Raw genomic sequence first — 20,545 nt, forward strand, 5'->3', positions numbered from 1 at the left:
AGAAAATGTATCAGTTTAATACAGTAGAAGAAGCTTTAGAAGAATTAAAAAATGGAAAAATTATTTTAGTAACAGATGATCCTGACAGAGAAAATGAAGGAGATTTTATATGTGCAGCAGAGTTTGCCACAACTAAAAATATTAATTTTATGGCAACTTATGGAAAGGGACTTATTTGTATGCCAATGTCAAAGGAGTATGTGGAAAAACTTAGAATTCCTCAAATGGTTACAAATAATACAGATAATCATGAAACAGCTTTTACAGTTTCAATTGATGGGGTAGATACAACAACAGGAATTTCAGCAGCAGAACGTTCAATTACAGCTATGAAGTGTGTTGACGAAAATGCAAAACCGGAAGATTTCAGAAGACCGGGACATATGTTTCCACTTTTGGCAAAAGATAATGGCGTGTTAGAAAGAAACGGCCACACAGAAGCCACAGTGGATTTGTGCAGATTGGCAGGTCTAAAGGAATGTGGACTTTGCTGTGAAATTATGCGTGAAGACGGCACAATGATGAGAACTAAAGAATTAGTTCAGTTGGCTAAGGATATGAATATCAAAATGATTAGCATTAAAGATTTACAGCACTACAGAAAAGTACACGAAAAATTAGTGGATAGAGTGACAGTTACAAAAATGCCAACAAAATATGGTGAGTTTACAGCATATGGATATGTAAATAAATTAAACGGTGAACACCATATTGCGTTAGTAAAAGGTGATATTGGAGATGGTAAAGACGTTCTTTGCAGAGTTCATTCAGAATGTCTTACAGGTGATACTTTTGGTTCCCTTAGATGTGACTGTGGACAGCAGTTTGCTGCCGCAATGACTCAAATTGAAAAAGAAGGCAGAGGAATTTTACTTTATATGCGACAGGAAGGTAGAGGCATTGGCTTGATAAATAAATTAAAAGCATACGAGCTTCAGGAAAAAGGCATGGATACTTTGGAAGCAAATTTAGCATTAGGATTCAAAGGAGACGAGCGAGAATACTATATCGGCGCTCAGATACTAAGAGATTTAGGCGTAAAAGGTTTGAAACTTTTAACAAATAATCCTGACAAAGTATACCAGTTAGAAGAATTTGGAATGGAAATATCTAAACGAGTTCCAATTCAAATGGACGCAACAGAATATGACTTATATTACTTAAAAACAAAACAATACAAAATGGGACATATTCTCCAGTACAAATAATAAAAGAGAAGATTAATAAATAATCAAAGACAAAAATAAATAAGTAAAAACAACAACTAAAAATATTCTCTGCACAGCTAAAGACTTTATAAGAAAGTGCTGTGGAGCCGTCGGTCCATAAAGGCAGCGTAGTCGGCTTTATAGGACCGCTACGAGCGGAACGCAGCGGGAGCGTGCTTTCGATAAAGTATTTAGCTGGGCAGAGAATAGGGGATAGTGTTGATATATTAAGATATGAAAGGTAGGAAAGAAAATGAATATTTTAGAAGGAAAAGTAGTAGCAGAAGGCATGAAAGTTGGAATTGTAGTGGCAAGGTTTAATGAGTTCATTACATCAAAATTGCTTAGTGGAGCAATTGACGGTTTGGTAAGACATGATGTAAACGAAGATGATGTAGACGTTGCATGGGTGCCAGGTGCTTTTGAAATTCCACTTGTTGCATCAAAAATGGCAAAAAGCAGAAAATATGATGCTGTAATTTGTTTAGGAGCTGTTATTAGAGGAAGCACAAGTCACTATGATTATGTTTGCAATGAAGTATCAAAAGGTATTGCAGCAGTTTCAATGGAAAATGATATACCTGTAATGTTTGGTGTAATTACTACAGAAAATATTGAACAGGCAATTGAACGTTCAGGAAGCAAGGCTGGAAACAAAGGATACGAGTGTGCACTTGGCGCTATTGAAATGGTAAATCTAATTAGAAAAATAAAATAATATTAATTTACAAATTTAAAAAATTGCATAAAATAATTACAACCTAAATGCAAAATAGTGAGATTTTCTGCTGAAAAAAACATCTGTTGGTGGTATACTAATCATAATAAAAAAGTATGATTTAAATTTTAACCAGGATTTAATTTTAAACAATAATGTTGCAAAAATATTGGATTTTATCGGATTCAAATTTAAATAGCAAAGGTAAATTTCGGAAGAAATGAAAGTACAAAGGGGTGAAATTTTATGCACAGGGACAATGAAAAAATCGATGCAGGGTTAAAAGAAAACTACAGAATCGAGGAAGCTATTGAGGCACTACAAAAAGAAAGTAGCTATGAAATGTTGGCACATACTCTTACGGTTATTCGTAGAACAATGACAAAGAAAGCACAGATGATTATAGCTGTGGAGCCACCAAGGGGAGATAATCAGATAAGATTACAGGTTGTGGAAACTCCTGATGGCAAGAAATGGTGGGCAGCGTTTACAAGTTTTGATGAGGAAATGAAAGGTGGAAATCAGGTAATGTCCACATTCCTTGCAGACATGGATCAATTGTTGAAATCATCTTTAAGTGCAAATGATATTGAAGGTGTAATTTTTAATCCATGGAACAAAACAATAATGCTAAATAAGAAATTAATTAATATTGTATTAGGAAACATTGTGTAAAACAGGACAGGTTGTTAATTCATAAATGGGAAGAATACAATAGATAAAAAACAAGCAGTCATAAATTACTAAAATGGTACGAATACTTAACCATTATTGTTAGTAGTTTATGAATGCTTGTTGTTTAAAAATATAATTACACTAGCAAACACGCATTTGACCTGTAAGTTAGTAAATTATATTCTTTATAATTTTTTATTCTATATTCATTTTCTTTTGGAAAAGAGTTTTAATAATTTGTGCTGTTTCATCAACGCCAAAGTCATCGGACTTAATACACAAATCATAGTTTTTAACATTACCCCAGTCTGTTTTAGTAAAATATTTACAGTGAACAGCACGTTCATGGTTTACTTTTTTAACTTTAGCCTTAGCAGCCTTTTCTGAAATGTTATCACGAGCTGAAACTCTGGCTATTTCAGCGGCAGTATCAGCACTGATGAATACATGGTATGCAGTAGGCAGTTCTTTTAACATGTAATTGGCAAGTCGACCAACAATAATGCATGGACCTTTCTGTGAAATCTCACGTATAAGTTCAGATTCTTTAATAAAAAGCTGATTTACTTTAGGTAGTTCTGTTTCTTCCAGTGGCTCGCCATACCAGGCAAAGAAATCATGGAGAACAGGATTTTTAAGAACCTGTTCATTTTTCTCTACAAATTCAGGTGAGTAACCACTTTTTTCAGCAACAAGTCGTATGAGTTCTGAGTCATAGTAATCAAAACCAAGCTGTTTTGCCAAAATCTTACCAATTTCTCTACCACCACTTCCAAATTCTCGTGAAATGGTAATTACATAATTTGAAGTAAATTCATCATCGGATACAGCGGCTTCGTCGGTTTTACCAAGTAATTTATCACGCTGTTTACCGAAAGCACGATTAACAACACCTACTAATGTACCAACTAAGATGGCAGCAATAATTGTACCTATACCAACACTGCCAAGGCTATGTAATGCACCAAGACATGTAACGGCTGATACTACAACCATTGTACAGTCGAAACCAATTTTTACTTTTGAAAATTCAATACGGGTAACAGAAGAAACAGCCTGCATACAGCCCTCTCCTGCAAGTGGAATCAAATCTGCCGGTAAATATAGAAAAATACCAAATGCCACAAATACAGTGCTTAAAAGTACCATAAAAATACGAATTGCTAAATTCTCAGGTGTTGGAAGAAAAGATACCATATAGTTACAAAAAGTTGTAAAGTATCCAAATACTACGCCAACAGGAACCTGTAATAACTGCACCGGTTTAAAATTTTTTCTAAGTAGTAAAATCTGAAGAATTACCAGTATGATGTGGAAAAGAATAGTTGCCTTTCCCATTTCGATACCCCATACACAGGTAATAGTGTAAGGAATAGAACTAACAGGTGATACACCAAGATTAGATTTTACGGAAAGTGCAATACCAATAGTCATTATAAAAAGTCCAATAAAATACATTGGTATTCTGATTTTTAAATGTTTCATTAATTCAAGCCTTCTTTCTTTTTAGTATTTGCCATATTTTCATATACGCGATAGAGCATATTATGTAACTGATTTGTTTCTGCTTCAGTAAAACCTTTTAATGCATCTGTTTCGATTTTTGCAAATTCAAGGTTTAGACGGTCAGCGTATTTTTTCCCGGTTTTTGTAAGGTATACATGAAGTGAGCGGCGATTATTGCCTGCTGTTTTTCTTTCAATATATCCCTTTTTTTCCATACCGTTTAAAATAGATGTTAAAGATGCCGGTTCAATGTGACAGAACATGGCAATATCTTTTTGAATAGCCCCATCATGGTGAAGCAAGTAGTCAAGTATTTTCGGTTGCCCGGGAGTTAGCCCGGTGTCTTTTACACTTGCAACCAAAGCTTTTTGTACCATTAGATGATCAGACATCAATAGGTAGTGAAGTGTTTCCTGCATAGTAACCTCCTTAATTAGAAATCTAATTGTTAGAAACCTAACTAAATATAAACGACAAGTTAAAATTTGTCAAATGAGAGAACTGGGAACAAGTGTGCATCCTATGAGATAGAGAAAAATGAGTACACATTCATAGTAGAACAGTTTTGTGCAACAGAATTATGGAAGAATGTTTATTCCATAAAAAATGTTTACAAATAAGATACACAAAAGGCATATCCATATATGTATAATAGGTATTAGACATGGTAAAGAAGTCAGTGTTATATTGAATATGGTGTGGGATTAGGTTTTGATAGAATCAATCAAAGAAGGAGTGATACATATGAGTAAAGTATTAGTAACATATTTTAGTGCAAGCGGAGTAACAGCAAAAACAGCTAATAAGTTAGCAAAAGAGGTAGATGGTGATGTATTTGAAATTGAGCCAAAGGAAAAATACACATCAGCAGATTTAAATTGGATGGATAAGAAAAGTCGTAGTTCTGTAGAAATGAATGATCCTGCAAGCAGGCCTGAAATTGCAAAGCAGGTTGAAAATATGGACATGTATGATACAGTATTAGTTGGATTCCCAATTTGGTGGTATGTTGAACCAAAGATTATTGATACATTTTTAGACAGCTATGATTTTTCAGGTAAGACAGTAATACCATTTGCTACATCAGGTGGAAGTGGAATCGAAAATGTAGAAAAGAACTTACAAAAAGAATACCCTAATATTAATTGGGGAAAAGGAAAGTTATTAAACGGAAGCGTTAAGGCTTGGTTTTAATTGCCAAGGTTAAAAATATTTATGCAATATGGTTAAACTATAAAAGGATGAAGAATTTATGATTTTTATTTGGATTGTGCTTCCAATTATTGCAATTGGAGTGGTAATATTTTACCTTTTTAGAAAAATTTACAGAGCAGTTGATTTCTGCAAAGGCGAAATGAAAAAGTCTAAAAAGAACATAGCAGCAATAGTTGGTACGGTATTAATTTTAACACCGGCAGTTGCATTGAAAGGAACTTGGTTTTTTGTTCTTTTACATTTGGCAGCATTCCTGCTTATCATAGATCTAATAATGTGGATTGGAAAAAAAGTGAGAAAGAATGATGACATGCCGAAGGCTGTGAGCTTTTTACATAGAACAGGCATAGTCGCAATAGCTCTTACAGTGGCAATTTTAACATACGGATATTTTAATATTTTTAATGTTATATCCACAAATTATACTGTTACTACAGAGAAGAATATTAGAAGTGAAGGCTATAAGCTGGCATTGATTTCAGACCTTCATTATGGAATAACTTTAAATAAGGAGCAGTTGGAAAAAGTTGTTGAGAGAATAAATAAAGAAAGTCCTGACATTGTTATTTTGGATGGTGACCTTGTTGATGAAAGTACCACGTTACCACAAATGAAAGAGGCATTTAAGACTTTAAGTGGTATACATAATAAATACGGAATTTATTATGTTTACGGAAATCATGACAAAAATAATTATACATCAAAACCATATTACACACCAAAAGCATTAGCAGAAGAGATAACAAAAGATGGAATCACAATTTTGGAAGACAATGTTGAAAAAATAAACAATGATTTAGTGCTTGTTGGAAGAGCTGACAGAGGCGATGGAAATTTCATTAGAAAGAACATAACTGCCTTGACTAAAGGGCTGGATAAAAATAAGCAATGGATTGTTTTAGACCATCAGCCATGTGAATATAGTGAAGTGAAGAAAGCCGGTGGCGATATTATTTTATCAGGTCATACACATGCAGGTCAGATTTTACCAATAGGCTTAATTTCGCCAATGTTACATATGAATGATTTGAATTATGGTTATGTGAAGGAAGGTAATTTAAACGAAATAGTCACATCAGGAATTGCAGGTTGGGGCTATCCAATAAGAACTGAAAAGCATTCGGAGTATGTGATTATAAATATAAAAAATAAATAAGGAACACATAATGGCAAAGAACATAGATTTAACAAAAGGTAATATTTCAAAAGGCTTGTGGGCATTTGCAATCCCATTGATGCTTGGAAATGTAATGCAACAGTTTTACAACTTAGCCGATACATGGGTAGTGGGAAGATTCATTGGCAACACCGCTTTAGCAGCAGTTGGCTCGTCATATACTTTAATGACGTTTCTTACATCCATTATTATAGGGTTATCTTTGGGAAGCAGCACTTTTATTTCAATGGCGTTTGGAAACAAAGATAATAGAACAATTAGAAACGGAATTGTTATATCTTCAGAAATTACCTGTGGTCTGACAATAATACTGATAATAATTTCATACACTTTTTTAGATAAAATTATAAAGGCTTTAAATGTGCCAGATAACACATTTGCTGATATGCGGACATATTTGTTTTATGTATTTATAGGATTTTTTGCAACGTATATTTACAACTATTGTTCCAACCTGTTAAGGGCAGTTGGCAATTCTGTAACACCTTTAATTTTTCTTGGCGTTTCAGTGGTGTTAAATATAATACTCGATTTATATTTTGTAATTGGACTTGGCATGGGAATAATGGGAGCAGCAGTTGCTACGGTAATTTCCCAGTATATTGCAGGGCTTGGAATATTGATATATTACATAATAAAATATCCGGAATACAGAGTCAGAAAAGAAGATTGCAGGTGGAGCAAAAGCAATTTTAAAAATATCCTGTCACTATCAGGTTACACCTGTATTCAGCAGTCAGTGATGAACCTTGGCATACTTATGGTTCAGGGAATAGTTAATGGATTTGGACAAAATGTAATGGCGGCATTTGCGGTGGCGGTGAAAATTGATACCATTGCCTATATGCCGGCACAGGATTTTGGAAATGCCTTTTCTGTTTTCGTAGCCCAAAATTATGGTGCCAATCAAAAGCAGCGAATTAAAGAAGGTGTAAAAAAAGCAGGTATTAGTGTAGTCCTATTTTGCCTGGGAATAAGTGCTTTGGTATTTATATTTGCAAGACCACTTATGTCAATATTTGTAAGCAGTAAGAGTGCAGCAGTTATAAGTACGGGAGTGACTTATTTAAGAATAGAAGGTGCCTTTTATGTAGGAATTGGAATTTTATTTATGCTTTACGGTTTTTATAGGGCTATAAATAAGCCATTAATGTCAGTAATTCTTACAATAATTTCTCTTGGAACACGAGTTGTTTTAGCATATTATTTATCAAAAATACCGGTTATAGGAGTAATTGGTATTTGGGTAGCCATACCAATTGGTTGGTTTTTATCGGATTTGACGGGCATATTAGGATACAAATTTATTAATAAAAGCACTGGGAAACCCTTATAAAATGGGCGTTCCGGTGCTTTTGCTTATGCCTATAACGCAAAGGATTATGAGGCAGATGGAAGTGGAAATAATGATTCAAGATGGTCATTAAATTTTGCAGATGATGCATGGCTTATAATTGACCTTGAGAAAACATACATGATTAACAAGGTTATAATTAATTGGGAAGCAGCATATGGAAAGGCGTATGACATTTTAGTGTCAGTTTACGGAAAATAGACTCACAGGCTGAAAGCACAAATTGGAAAGTTCACAAAAAATTCACAAAAAAATTAGCACTCACCTCTTGACAGTGCTAACAAAAAGGACTATAACATAATTGTACAAAGAAAAAGGTACAAAGATAAATACAAAAAGGCTAAAAGGTCTCAACGTGATGGCGCACAACAAATTAGTCGCTACGCTGTAGCGCATGACAAATTAAGTTTTAGTTATGTAATATGGAAGGAGAGATGACTTATGATGATGCCTAGTATTTTTGGAGAAAACTTATTTGATGACTTTATGGATGATTTTTCAAGAGGCTTTGAATTCCCAGAGTTCCCAGATGTTGACAAGAAATTGTATGGTAAACATGCTAAAAATTTAATGAAGACTGATGTTAAGGACACAGAGAATGGCTATGAAGTTTCTATGGATCTTCCAGGATTCAAAAAAGACGAAATAAAGATGAAACTTGAAAATGGTGTATTAACAATTAATGCAGCTAAAGGATTAGACAAGGACGAGAAAGATAAGAAGGGTAAATATGTAAGACGTGAACGTTATGCAGGTAGCCTAACAAGAAGTTTCTATGTTGGTGATCATGTAACTGTTCAGGATGTTCATCCTAAATATGAAAACGGAATTTTGTCTTTCACAGTTCCAAAAGAAAACAAACAGGTTGAAGAAAAAGAAAAATTTATAGAAATTGAAGGATAAATAAATTCTTCATATGGTTGTTTAGAGAATAAGCAATAAATGAAAAAACCTAGGACTACAATAATGTGTCCTAGGTTTTTTGTGCTCCGTATGTTTGTGGACAACATACAGGGCACAGTAGAGTGTATGAATTAAAAACTATTTATTTTCATTCCATAATTTTTCTGCAACAGGTTTCCAATGTTCAGAGTACTTATCACATTTAGAACATAAATGTTCCACAGTTTCAGGTGACTGTAAATCAGTTGAATGGGCACCTGAAGAATTTGTCAAAAATCATACAACTGTCTAAATATTTCCCAGCATAAAATTAAGCTAAAACGGTTCTGTTTATTGTTACGGTTTTCTACATATGTGTTATACTAGTAGCAAAAAAGTTTAGTGAATTATAGACAACAAAAATTTTATGAAAAGAGGCATTAAGTGAATATTTTATCATTAGAAAACATTACACATTCATACACAGAAAGAAATTTATTTGATGACGCAAGTTTTTATCTTCATGAAGGAGAAAAAGTTGGAATCATTGGCATAAATGGGACAGGAAAATCAACACTGCTAAAAATTATGGCAGGCTTAGAAGTACCTGACAGTGGAAATGTCATAAAGGCATCTAATTTGATGATACATTATCTGCCACAGAATCCACAGTTTAATGAAGATGACACAGTAATTGAAAGTGTGCAGAATATGGTACATCATCATGCAAACGAAGACGAGTTAGTTAAGGCGAAAGCCATGATGACAAGACTTGGCATAAATAATTTTGAACAAAAAACAGGTGAATTGTCCGGTGGTCAAAGAAAAAGACTTGCTTTAGTTTCTGTGCTTATTACACCTTGCGATATTTTAATTCTAGACGAGCCTACAAACCATTTAGACAGTGAAATGGCAGAATGGTTGGAGAATCAATTGCGTGCATTTAAAGGGGCGTTGGTTATGGTTACACATGACAGATATTTTTTAGATAGCGTTACTAACAGAATTATTGAGTTAGACAAAGGAAAAATTTACAGCTACAACGAAAAGTATTCGGGGTTTTTACAGCGTAAGGCAGAAAGAGAAGATAGCGAAAGAGCAAGTGAACGCAAAAGACAAAGTATTCTCCGTAAGGAAATTCAGTGGATGCAGCGTGGCGCAAGAGCAAGATCAACAAAACAAAAAGCTCATATACAGCGCTATGAAAACCTTAAGAATCAAAAAGGAATAGTTGAAGATGATAAAATTGAATTAAGCAGTATTAAGTCAAGAATGGGAAAAACTACAATTGAGCTTGATAAAATTTCAAAAACTTACGGTGATGATACAGTTTTAATTAAGGATTTCTCATACAATTTCTTAAAAGGTGACAGAGTTGGTTTCGTAGGAAAAAATGGTTGCGGTAAAACAACTTTAATGAAAATTATTGATGGTAGAATTAAACCTGACAGTGGAACTGTAACAATTGGACAGACTATCAAAATCGGCTACTATACACAGGAAATTGAGACAGACCAACAAGGTGGAATTGCTTACATGGATCCACAGGAAAAAGTTATTGATTACATAAAAAACACAGCGGAATTTGTTCGTACAGAGGATGGACTTGTATCGGCATCGACAATGCTTGAAAGATTTCTATTTCCATCATCTCAACAGTATAGCAAAATAGAAAAATTGTCCGGTGGAGAAAGACGAAGACTTAACCTTTTAAGGGTACTTATGGAGGCACCTAACGTACTTATTTTAGATGAACCTACAAATGATTTAGATATTGAAACAATGACAATATTAGAAGATTATTTGGATAGTTTTGATGGCATTGTAATTACAGTATCCCATGATAGATATTTTCTTGATAGAGTGGTGAGAAGAATTTTCGCATTTGAGGGAAATGGAGTAATTAGTCAGTATGAAGGTGGTTATACAGACTATATTAATAAGAAGAAAGCTGAAAAAGAGTTAGCTAATAGTAACCAAAGTCTGCCTGAACAAAAAAAATGGGGAAGTGGTAAAGAAAACAAGTTATCCGGTAATGAAAAAAAGGAATCTTATAAACATAAAAATAAAAAATTAAAATTTTCTTACAATGAGCAAAGAGAGTATGAAACAATAGAAGAGGATATTGCAAAACTGGAAGAAAAGTTGGAAAACCTTGATATGGAAATGAACAAAAATGCAACCAATTCTGTAAAATTAAGAGAATTACTGGAAGAAAAGGAAGCTGCGGAAATGCTGTTGATGGAAAAAATGGATCGTTGGGAATATTTGGAAGAGTTAGCAAAAAAAATTGAAAATCAGTAGTAAAGGAATATATGTTAAACGATGAATCGTGGAAAATTGCAAATTTGCAACAGCTTTTTATACGTGCTATAGTTAATTTATAAAGGAGAGAAAACTATGGAATCACATAAAACTTCAGCACAAATAATTATGTCCTTATGTAATGAAAAAGGAATTACAAGGCGCGAATTGGCAAGGCGATTAAATGTAACTCCATCTCAGATTAGTCGAATAGTTAATGAAGAGACTAAAACCATAAGCAGCGAAATTCTTATTGGATTAACAAAAGAATTTGGAGTGTCAGCAGATTATATTTTAGGCCTTACAGAAAAAAAAGAAAACGAAAACAAAGGAAATGTGCATATAGATTATAACCCACAAAATAAAGAGGTTGTACGCATACCGATGTTACTTATGAGCTCTTCATTTCAACTTGGAAAATGCTTAGAGTTTATAGAAAGTATTGAAGATGTTCCACAAAAAGAAATGGCATATGCAGAATATTACTACTTTAGTGGACAGCATGAAAAAGCCGTAAAATATTCAGAAATGTATTTAAATCATGAAGACATAATGTTAAAACTTTCTGCAAGTCTTATATACACTTTTGCAAATTTATCTTTAGATAGGATAAATTCTGCTAGAATAGGATTAAATCGGTTAAGAGAATATTTAGAGAAAGCAATGTCAATGGAAATTGATAAAAAGACCCGTGCATGCTGTGTGTTTGTAGCTTCAGCTGCTCATACATTGCTTCATTTACCTGTAGGAAATATTCCACCATTGTCAGAGTATCTTAATGAATTTACTAAAGGAATGCAGTTGTGGGGAGCTTATGTTTTAGCGCATAAGACATATCTTAACAAAGAATATGAAAGGTCACTTGGGATAGTACAGGCATGTATTATGACTTCAGATAAAATATATCCAATAGCTTTTATATATTTAAATTTAGTTGCGGCAATGGACTGCATGAATATGATGGAAAAAGAAAAAGCAAAAGAGTATTTTATGAAAGCATGGGAAATTTCAAAACCAGATGATTTAATAGAAGGCATAGGAGAGCATCATGGACTTTTGCAGGGACTTATAGAGACTTGTATGAAGAAAGAACATCCCGATGACTATGCAAGAATAATTGATATTACATATAAATTTAGTGCCGGCTGGAGAAGAATTCATAATCCTGATACAAATGAAGATGTTGCAGATAACTTAACAACCACAGAGTTTACTATAGCAATGCTTGCTAATAGAGGATGGACAAATAAGGAAATTGCTGAACATTTGGATATTACTACAAGAACTGTAAAACAACATTTAACATGTGTATTTAGTAAATTAAATATAACAAATAGAAAACAGCTTAAAGATTTCATGCTAAGATAGAAAACAGAATATTGTATAAATGTAGTAGAAAAAGTACTACTAATAGAATGGACATTTTTTAATGTTTTTCCATTTTTTATTTCAAATTAATTTTGAAATTATGGAATTAAACAGAGAAAAATGTCCATTTTTTTGAAAAAATGTACGATGCGGAAAATAGTTACTTAATTTATAATTTAATTAGAAAATTATACCTTAGTAAGAAACGTAAATTATAAATATATTGTAAAAGGGAAGGAGAAAGGATTATGTTAAAACACAAATTAGTGACAATGAGAAAAGGTAAAAAAATTCTAAGTACAGTTTTAGCGACGGCAATGATTATAACAAGTATTCCGGCAATGAATTTTTTTAAGGGTGCATTAAATGTAAATGCAGCAGTTACATATGCTCCCAAAAAAATTGGAGTATCTCTATTATGCAGTGATATGTTGTCTGGAAATTATGGTGATAATGTATATAAAGCTTTATTAAGAACCAATTCATTAGCAGAAGACTCCAAAAACGGTAGCGCTTTTAATAATGTAAATATGTTGGGACTTACATATCAAAATCGTCATGGTGATAAAGGAAAATCTTACAGAGCAAGTTTAAAAGACGAAAAATATTCAGGACTGTATGATTTAGCTAAGAAAGGACAAATTCAACAAAGCATTTCTGCAAATGTTAAAAACCATAATCATAGAAGTACCAAAAGACATTGGAACAAAATAAAACAATATTGCAAGGTTATTTTTGGATACCCTTTGGGAAGTAATAATGATTGGTTTAGCGGTAAACTATTTGAATCAAACAATAATTCAGACTATTCAACTATAGGTGGAAACGATTATTGGAATACAATGAATCCGGACAAAGGATATAAAAACCAGTTAGCGGTATATATGACTGCCAGAAAAGGCTGTGAGAATTGTAGTGGTGCATATGTAGAAAATGTATCTATAGCATTAAAGGATACAAAGGCACCAACTATTTCAAAAATAACAATTACATCAGCGCAGAACACAGATACAGCAACAAAATATTTTAAAGCAGGTCAGACAATCTATGCAAAGGTAAAATTTAGTGAATATGTAAGACTTGCAGATAATAATGACACTAGTAAACAATCAACGGGAATTAAATTAGGTTTGGCATTAGGCAAAAAAAATACAAAAGAAGTTACACAGATATATGCTGACTTAATAAGTTTGAAAAATGATGAAGCCATTTTTTCTTATAGGGTTCCTGCAACAATGAAAATTGATAATGAAAACTACAAAACAGACTTTTTTATATCAGGACTTGCAGATATTAATAATCAGAAAAGTTTTGTAGTTACATCTTCTGCTAATAAGAACAATAAGTTTGATAGAGTATTTTTGGATAATAAGGGGAATACACTTTCATATTCAAGTGGAACAATGAAAAAGCTTGAAAGTGGAGTAAATGATAAAACAAAAGTTGAAAGTAATATAAAGAAAACAACATGTGCAATTACAGATATTGCAGGAAATCCAGTAGATGTTAGCAGCTTTAGGGTAGACTCAGCATATAAGAAAGGTGTAGGTATTTACAGAACATATCTTGATGCGGTTAATCCTGGAATTAAAAATGTAATATTTTCAACAAATCAGAAAAAAGACAGCAACAACGACAATGCCAATAACTATTTAAAAAATGGAACAAAATTACATACGAAAGTTGTACTTGATGAAAACATAAAAACAATTGCCAGTGGGGATTATTCTAAAATTAAGGCAAAGTTAAATGTATATAATTCAAATGGAAGTCAGATAACAACTACAGTTAAGAGTATTTCTTATGGAGAAACAACAACAATTGAATTTAATCAGGTTACAATAGACAAAAATATGTCAATAAAACCCATATCAAAAGGCAGTGAAAAATCAGAATACAAAATAACGGTAACAGACATTGAAAATAAAAATATGTTAAAGGACTATTCAGATAATAGTTTAACAGAAATTGGAGATTTAAGATCAAATACGGGAACAGAGTATTTTTTAGATAATGAGTCACCAGTTATTAGAATCGGAGATGAGGAGATTGATTCTTCAAAAAAATATTCAATGGCAAGATGTGAGACAGAAGGAGAAGTGTATAGAGTTGTATTTAACACAACAGATGTAGATACACAAAGTGGAAGTAATTTATTTCCTTTTGCCTCAGGAGTAATTGGCGGAAAAGGTTCTATAAGTGTTGACTTGAAATCAAGCACAGTTTCAGATTTTCAATACATATTATCGCTTAAAGAAATATCAAACAGGGATTTATCGAAGAAAACTTTTAGAAACGGTAAATCAAACAGAGAGTTGGCATTAGATGGAACTGATGAAAGAAATACAACATTCTCTCTTACAGGTAAAACAAGTTATGTATATTTATATATAAAATTTATTGACAATGTAGATTACAGTGACATGAGTTCAGGATTGAATATAGAGATGACATCTGCAGATGTAAATGAAAACAGCATAACTAAAATAACGAATTTTGAATATGAACCAAAAGATAAAATTAATCCAACTTTAGCTTATGAGGGAATTACGTTAAAGGAGAATTCTGACAATACAGCTTACCAGGAAGCAAAGGTAAGAATAAAAGATGAAGGAGGAATTGACACTAATAACATCAAATATATTTGGGTTAAAGAGGGAAATGAAGTTCCATCTGTAGAATCATACAAACTTCTTCAGGCAGAAAATGTAAAGAACATAAAAGAAAGTAATGGTAAAGTAATTGAGTGTGTTGCTACAATTAACACAGAAAACATTTCACAAAATCAGATTTATAATGCAGGATTATATGTATGCGCCAGTGATATAACAGGAAATCAGACCGTAAGTGAAAAATTAGTAGTAGCAAATATAGATATGACAATGCCAACACTTCAGGTTTCAGTTCCCGGTAATATTTCTAACAAAAAATCATCATTAGTTGTAAATGGCCCATTTACATCAAGTAATAATGATGTGAGTATGTTTGTGGTAATTGAAGATCCACTGAATCCGGAAAATTATTTCATAAGGGATAATTCAGGACAGGCTTCTCAAATTGCATCAAAGGAGGAGGAGTATCTAGATAATAAAAAACTTCCATTTAATTCTGAATTTTCAGATACAGAAGTAAACAAATGGAGTTATGGAAAAATAGAAAAAAGTGGAAGTACATATACGATAACAAAGGAATTTAATATTAACCAACAGTCAGACAAAAAATACAGAGATAGATTCCTTGCAATATCAGGAAATATGTATTATGGAAAAGTTAGAGTATTAGCAGGCACAGGATTTAAGGCATCAGCTTTTTCTGAAAATGGAAATATTATAAATTTTGATTCATCAAAAGGAAGTTTAATAAGTGATGAATTTACTATGATGCCCGATGAATACGGTCTGTCAAAGTTAAAGGATGTATCTGCAAATGATTTTATAACTTATGATGGTGATACAAATAAAATAGATATTAATCCAAAAGATAATTATGGTAAACAGGTAAACAAAGAGGATTACATTAATTATAATCCTGAGGATAATAAAGCGGAGTATTTATCTTCTCTAGAAGGTGCCGGGTTTGATATTAAAATATCTAATATAAGGACTAAAGATTTTTCCACAGAAAATATAAATTACAGTTCAAAAAATTCATATATACGACTGGAAAATGTAGATGGATATATTGTTTATCAGTGGGAGGTTACTGAGGGGGTAACAACAGAAAACATCGAAATTCCGGAAGATTTGAAATTAGCAAATGGAAAATATGTGTTAAAAGTATCACTGGCAAATTATGCTGAAGAAGGCAAAACAGAGATGGTTTCAACGGCTGAATACGACAATATATTTGTTTATGATTATTCAGATAAAATGACAGAAGCTTTTGGTATTAATAGTGTATCTACAAAAATTAATTTTACAGCAAAAGACGAGTACGAAAATACTGAACGTCCTCCATATGAAGGTTTTGAAAAAACAGGTGATTATAATTTCTCGAGAACATTAGAAGATAAGAGAAAAAATGATTATACATTAAACACAAAGGATGCTTACGATACAGACACATTATATCTTGGAAATTGTTATACAGATACAGATGATAATAAAGTTATTTCATATGACAGAACAATAGAATTAGCAGTAAATGAAATGACAAATGAAGACTTAAATGATTATTGGATTAAGGTGTGGACTGGCGATTCTTCAAATGAGAATAAAGCTAAATGGTTTAAATTTGAAGAATTTAACAACAATAACAACACTATGACAATAACAGTAAAACCTATTGATGCTGCAAAAGTTAAAAATATAGAAACAGCGCAAGAGTTTTATGCATTAGATAATTCTGATGAAAAATGTGAAATTCCGGTATTTGAAGGCTCTAATACTATTTCTTATAGGATTATGAATATAGGTGGTAATAAATCAAGTGTACATGAAGTAGAAATTATGTATCATACAAAAGCTCCAACCCTTGACATTGATGTTGATAAAAACACTAGTGTTGTTGAAAAGATGGAAGCAAGAGTTGTGAATATGGGAAGTGAGCTTGTAACAAAGGATGTTTCGTTGTATGAAACAGATTTCAAAGGTGATGAGTCAAAAGTGAACCCGATTAGTCAACGGACTTTTGAATACATACAAAATGGCAGACATCTATATTATGCGATAGATGGGTACGGCAACTTAGCTTATACACAGTTCTATATTGAAAATATAGACTGTCGAACACCGGTGGCATCATTTAAATCTATATCTCCGGCAAAATTCCAATCATATGAAGGCGCCGATGAAGATGAAGGATATTTAGAAAATGCAGTTTTAGAGGTTGATGTAAAAGATGACAAGCCGCTTAACAATGCTCAAATTGAAATTGCAGTAGATGATAAGGATGCTTTTACTGTTAATGCTACAGATAAGTGGGATTATGGTGATGGGTATGCAGGCGCATATATAGGTAGAACTGAACTGGAAGGGACAGGAATAAATAATATACAGGTGTCTTATGGCCCGGAAACTGATGGTGGGTACTATATATATATGTATATTCAAATGAATGATGACATTGATAGTAGTAAATCTTTGAGAGAAAAGATTAATCATAGAGTAATAATTAATGTTATTGATGAAGTCGGACACGAAATGGAAAAAGAATTAACTACTGATGGCGAAGAGTTTTATGGACTTAACAATGTTCCTAAAATTAAAAGTGTAGAAAGTGAGCCGGAAGGAGAAGCAATTTATGTTCAATTTACCGGAAAGGTAAGAGTAACAAAAATAAATGGGAATGATGTTCCTCAAGAGTTATATGGAACAATGGATATGATGGATCGTTTTCCAATAACAAGAGGAGAGGGAATGGAGCATTATTTTGAGGGAGCAGATTTAAAAGGAATTGTATTAAAGGATTATTTCGGTATATGTAAGGATGGAACATATGATATTGAATATGTGGACGTTTACAATAATAAATATACAGAAAAAATTGAAGTTAAGGATTTCTTTGGCGATTATGCTGCCAATATAGAATATAGCACATTGTCAAAAACAAATCAGAATGTAGTAGCAACAATTACGGGAGTGGATAAGAATTCGGAATTGACGCTTAAAGAGAGTCAGGAGAAAAGTGATAACTATACGGTAACATGGAATAAGAATAAGTCAAAAGCAATTGTTGAATTCAGTGCTAATGATACCGTAACATTTAATCTTACTGTTAAGGGTGCTGCTGAAGAAAAAACAGTTGAGTATAATGTTTCAGTTGGAAATATTGATAAGAAAGCACCAGACGATGTGGAAGTAACATGGGTATTTAAAGAAACAGGAGATATTATAGAAGGGAAAGAATTAAATACTGAAGAATTGTTATCACTTTCTACAAACAATGATGTTGAAGTATATATTTCATCACCAACTGAGGAAATATACGGAATAAATGGAAAAGAGCTTAAGCACACATTTAAACATTCAAATAGAACAGAAAGAAATTATACATTTGAGTATGCAGATGAATGTGGAAATTCAGGAGAACCAATTACAGTAAAGTTACCGGATGAATTGATTTTAACAGATTACGAAACACCAATACCTGAAGATGGGGAACAAATAACTGATATCGAAGCACCAAAGGTATCGGCGGAAATATATGCTGTATATGATGGAATGTCAGAGTATAAAACCTCGTGGAATCCGTTAAGTGATACATTTGAAGAAATTTCTAAAGATATTGGTTATACAGGAGGATATCAAATAAAGTATACTTTGTTTGATGTAAGTAAATCAAAAATTGTTGTTCTTAATGGATTAAATCAATCAATAGATGAAATTTCATATAATAGTATGTCGCAAAATATAAGTGGAGTTAAAGTATCGGAGATTGATAATAGCATAGTGATTACGGAGGAATGTGGAATTACTGTAGTGGCTGTAGATGAGGCTGGTAACAAAGTTGCCCATAGCTTTAGTGCAACTAAGTTTGATAAAGAAAAGCCTAAGGTTACAGTAAAAAAAGTTGGAAAGAGCTTTACACAAATGCGACTTCAATTCTATACAGATGATAATACGGATACAAAAAATCAAAATGGAACAATTCTGCCCATAACGAATGGATTAAAAATGGGATTAGATGACGAAGGTTATTATTACTATATGGATGTAAATAATAACGGAAGTTACAACACAACATTCAAGGATAAAAGTGGAAACAAAACTACTGTAACAACTAATGTTACGGAAATTGATAGTGATGCACCGAAAATTAAGGTGTCTTCATGGAGTCCATGTTATACAAAGGATGGAAAATTATATGAAAAAATAGCACCAACAGAACCTGTTAGAGTTTCAGTAACTTTAGCATTAGATTTTAATAAGACTGTGTCAGAGATTAAGGTATATTATAAAAAAGATAGTTCCTGGATCTTAGATGATGGTAGTTTTTCTTCAACTCTTATAGAACTTGGAGGAAGAAAAGCTAAAGTAGAATTTAAGGAAAAAGTTCCAGGAATAGTCAAGGTGGTAGCAACGTCACCTAATGGTATGAGCAATGAATTGACAGATATTGATCTTCAGGGAATAGTTGATAAGGAAGCTCCACAGGTAACTGTTACAAAAACAAGTGAAAACAATAAAGTCAAATTCGTTTACAAATCAAACGAAAAAGTTCTTGTAACAGGATGCGACCATGATACAACATACGGAGCAAATACAGATATACCTTTAACAGTAAAGAGTAATGGAACATATGAAATTTCATTTACTGATATGGCAGGTAATATTACAACTAAGAATGTTACTGTGGATTCAATAGATGAAACACCACCAAGCGTATATGCAGTGGGAATACCTGAAGATTATGTTTCACCACAAAACTGTAAAGTTAAAGTAACAATGTCTGAAAAAGGAACAATTACCTTCCAAGGCAAAGATTACAGTGTGAAAGCACCGGTAGATTCTAATAATGATGGAAAATTAGTTGGTGATGAGTTAGATTGGATTACTTTACCGATTAGTAAAAATGGAAGCTATCAGGTAAAGGCAACAGATCAGGCAGGACTTGTTTCATACAAATTACTACAAGTTAAATATGTAGATGATCAGGCACCTAATATTCAATTTAACAAAACGGTGTTAAATGTATCTCAGGGAACAACTTCAAAGGAACTTGAGGAAGAATTATTAGATGATAGTACATTTGTTTTATGGGATAACATAGATAAGGCACCAACAGTAACTGTTAAAAATATGTTAAGTGAAAAACAGTTAAATAACCAAGGCATTTATGAAGTGGAATATGTCCTGACAGATAGTGTTGGAAATAAACGAACAGTAAACAGATATGTAAAGGTTATAAGTTCTGCGAACTTGAAAGTTAGGGTAAATGGAGAGTTAACACAATCATGTGATACTACAATTTTATTTGACAACAATGTGGATATTACTCTTGAAAAGTCTAAGCGAAGTGGTGAATCTTTTAAGGTTTACTACAAAAAAGGAATTAGAAAAGCAGGCTCAATGAAAAACGCCAAAGTATCTAAAAATGGAAAATTAAAAGACTTAGATATAGGTTTCTATACACTGTATGTTGTTACGCAAAATAAAGAGTCATATCTAACATATCTCTTCATAGGAAAATAGGAGGAC

The 20,545-nt window shown here is 32.6% G+C and carries 12 protein-coding genes; 10 read left to right on the forward strand and 2 right to left on the reverse strand.

Annotation, left to right across the window (positions count from 1 at the left end):
• The first annotated feature begins 5 nt into the window (after positions 1 to 5).
• From DWZ69_RS08045 to DWZ69_RS08055, 3 genes are all read left to right on the forward strand, one after another.
• Positions 6 to 1,208, forward strand: a complete 1,203-nt coding sequence (locus DWZ69_RS08045) for a bifunctional 3,4-dihydroxy-2-butanone-4-phosphate synthase/GTP cyclohydrolase II (protein ID WP_118436663.1) — start codon at positions 6 to 8, stop codon at positions 1,206 to 1,208.
• A gap of 253 nt (positions 1,209 to 1,461) precedes the next feature.
• The gene (ribE, locus tag DWZ69_RS08050) at positions 1,462 to 1,926 is read left to right on the forward strand and encodes a 6,7-dimethyl-8-ribityllumazine synthase (RefSeq protein ID WP_022164913.1); all 465 of its coding nucleotides are present in this window, start codon (positions 1,462 to 1,464) and stop codon (positions 1,924 to 1,926) included.
• A gap of 246 nt (positions 1,927 to 2,172) precedes the next feature.
• Positions 2,173 to 2,601, forward strand: a complete 429-nt coding sequence (locus tag DWZ69_RS08055) for an SseB family protein (RefSeq protein WP_022164912.1) — start codon at positions 2,173 to 2,175, stop codon at positions 2,599 to 2,601.
• A 195-nt stretch (positions 2,602 to 2,796) separates the two neighbouring features.
• Here the strand turns inward: DWZ69_RS08055 and DWZ69_RS08060 are convergent, their stop codons facing one another.
• Together DWZ69_RS08060 and DWZ69_RS08065 are read right to left on the reverse strand one after the other, a co-directional pair.
• Positions 2,797 to 4,086, reverse strand: a complete 1,290-nt coding sequence (locus DWZ69_RS08060; protein ID WP_117999706.1) for a cytidylate kinase family protein — start codon at positions 4,084 to 4,086, stop codon at positions 2,797 to 2,799.
• Positions 4,086 to 4,526 (reverse strand): MarR family transcriptional regulator, encoded by a 441-nt coding sequence (locus DWZ69_RS08065; protein ID WP_117999707.1) that lies wholly within the window; start codon positions 4,524 to 4,526, stop codon positions 4,086 to 4,088. Before DWZ69_RS08065 ends, DWZ69_RS08060 begins: the two co-directional genes overlap by 1 nt.
• Positions 4,527 to 4,851: 325 nt before the next feature.
• On the opposite strand from DWZ69_RS08065, the gene DWZ69_RS08070 reads away from it, so the two are divergent.
• From DWZ69_RS08070 to DWZ69_RS08110, 7 genes are all read left to right on the forward strand, one after another.
• On the forward strand, positions 4,852 to 5,301 hold the full coding sequence (locus tag DWZ69_RS08070; RefSeq protein ID WP_117999708.1) for a flavodoxin: 450 nt from the start codon (positions 4,852 to 4,854) through the stop codon (positions 5,299 to 5,301).
• Positions 5,302 to 5,359: 58 nt separating this feature from the next.
• Positions 5,360 to 6,478 (forward strand): metallophosphoesterase, encoded by a 1,119-nt coding sequence (locus DWZ69_RS08075; protein WP_117999709.1) that lies wholly within the window; start codon positions 5,360 to 5,362, stop codon positions 6,476 to 6,478.
• 10 nt (positions 6,479 to 6,488) lie between these two features.
• Positions 6,489 to 7,835 carry an MATE family efflux transporter gene (locus DWZ69_RS08080; protein ID WP_118436665.1) on the forward strand — a complete coding sequence of 449 codons (1,347 nt, stop codon included), beginning with the start codon at positions 6,489 to 6,491 and terminating at the stop codon, positions 7,833 to 7,835.
• 459 nt (positions 7,836 to 8,294) lie between these two features.
• Positions 8,295 to 8,756 carry an Hsp20/alpha crystallin family protein gene (locus DWZ69_RS08090; RefSeq protein WP_117999711.1) on the forward strand — a complete coding sequence of 154 codons (462 nt, stop codon included), beginning with the start codon at positions 8,295 to 8,297 and terminating at the stop codon, positions 8,754 to 8,756.
• A gap of 423 nt (positions 8,757 to 9,179) precedes the next feature.
• Positions 9,180 to 11,039 carry an ABC-F family ATP-binding cassette domain-containing protein gene (locus tag DWZ69_RS08100; RefSeq protein ID WP_118436669.1) on the forward strand — a complete coding sequence of 620 codons (1,860 nt, stop codon included), beginning with the start codon at positions 9,180 to 9,182 and terminating at the stop codon, positions 11,037 to 11,039.
• 96 nt (positions 11,040 to 11,135) lie between these two features.
• The gene (locus DWZ69_RS12385) at positions 11,136 to 12,407 is read left to right on the forward strand and encodes a helix-turn-helix domain-containing protein (RefSeq protein WP_117999713.1); all 1,272 of its coding nucleotides are present in this window, start codon (positions 11,136 to 11,138) and stop codon (positions 12,405 to 12,407) included.
• Positions 12,408 to 12,655: 248 nt separating this feature from the next.
• Positions 12,656 to 20,539: a hypothetical protein gene (locus tag DWZ69_RS08110; RefSeq protein WP_118436671.1), complete on the forward strand. Its 7,884-nt coding sequence runs from the start codon at positions 12,656 to 12,658 to the stop codon at positions 20,537 to 20,539.
• The last annotated feature ends 6 nt before the right edge of the window (positions 20,540 to 20,545 follow it).

The sequence above is a fragment of the Eubacterium sp. AF34-35BH genome (assembly GCF_003477765.1).
Taxonomy (GTDB): Bacteria; Bacillota; Clostridia; order Lachnospirales; family Lachnospiraceae; genus Eubacterium_G.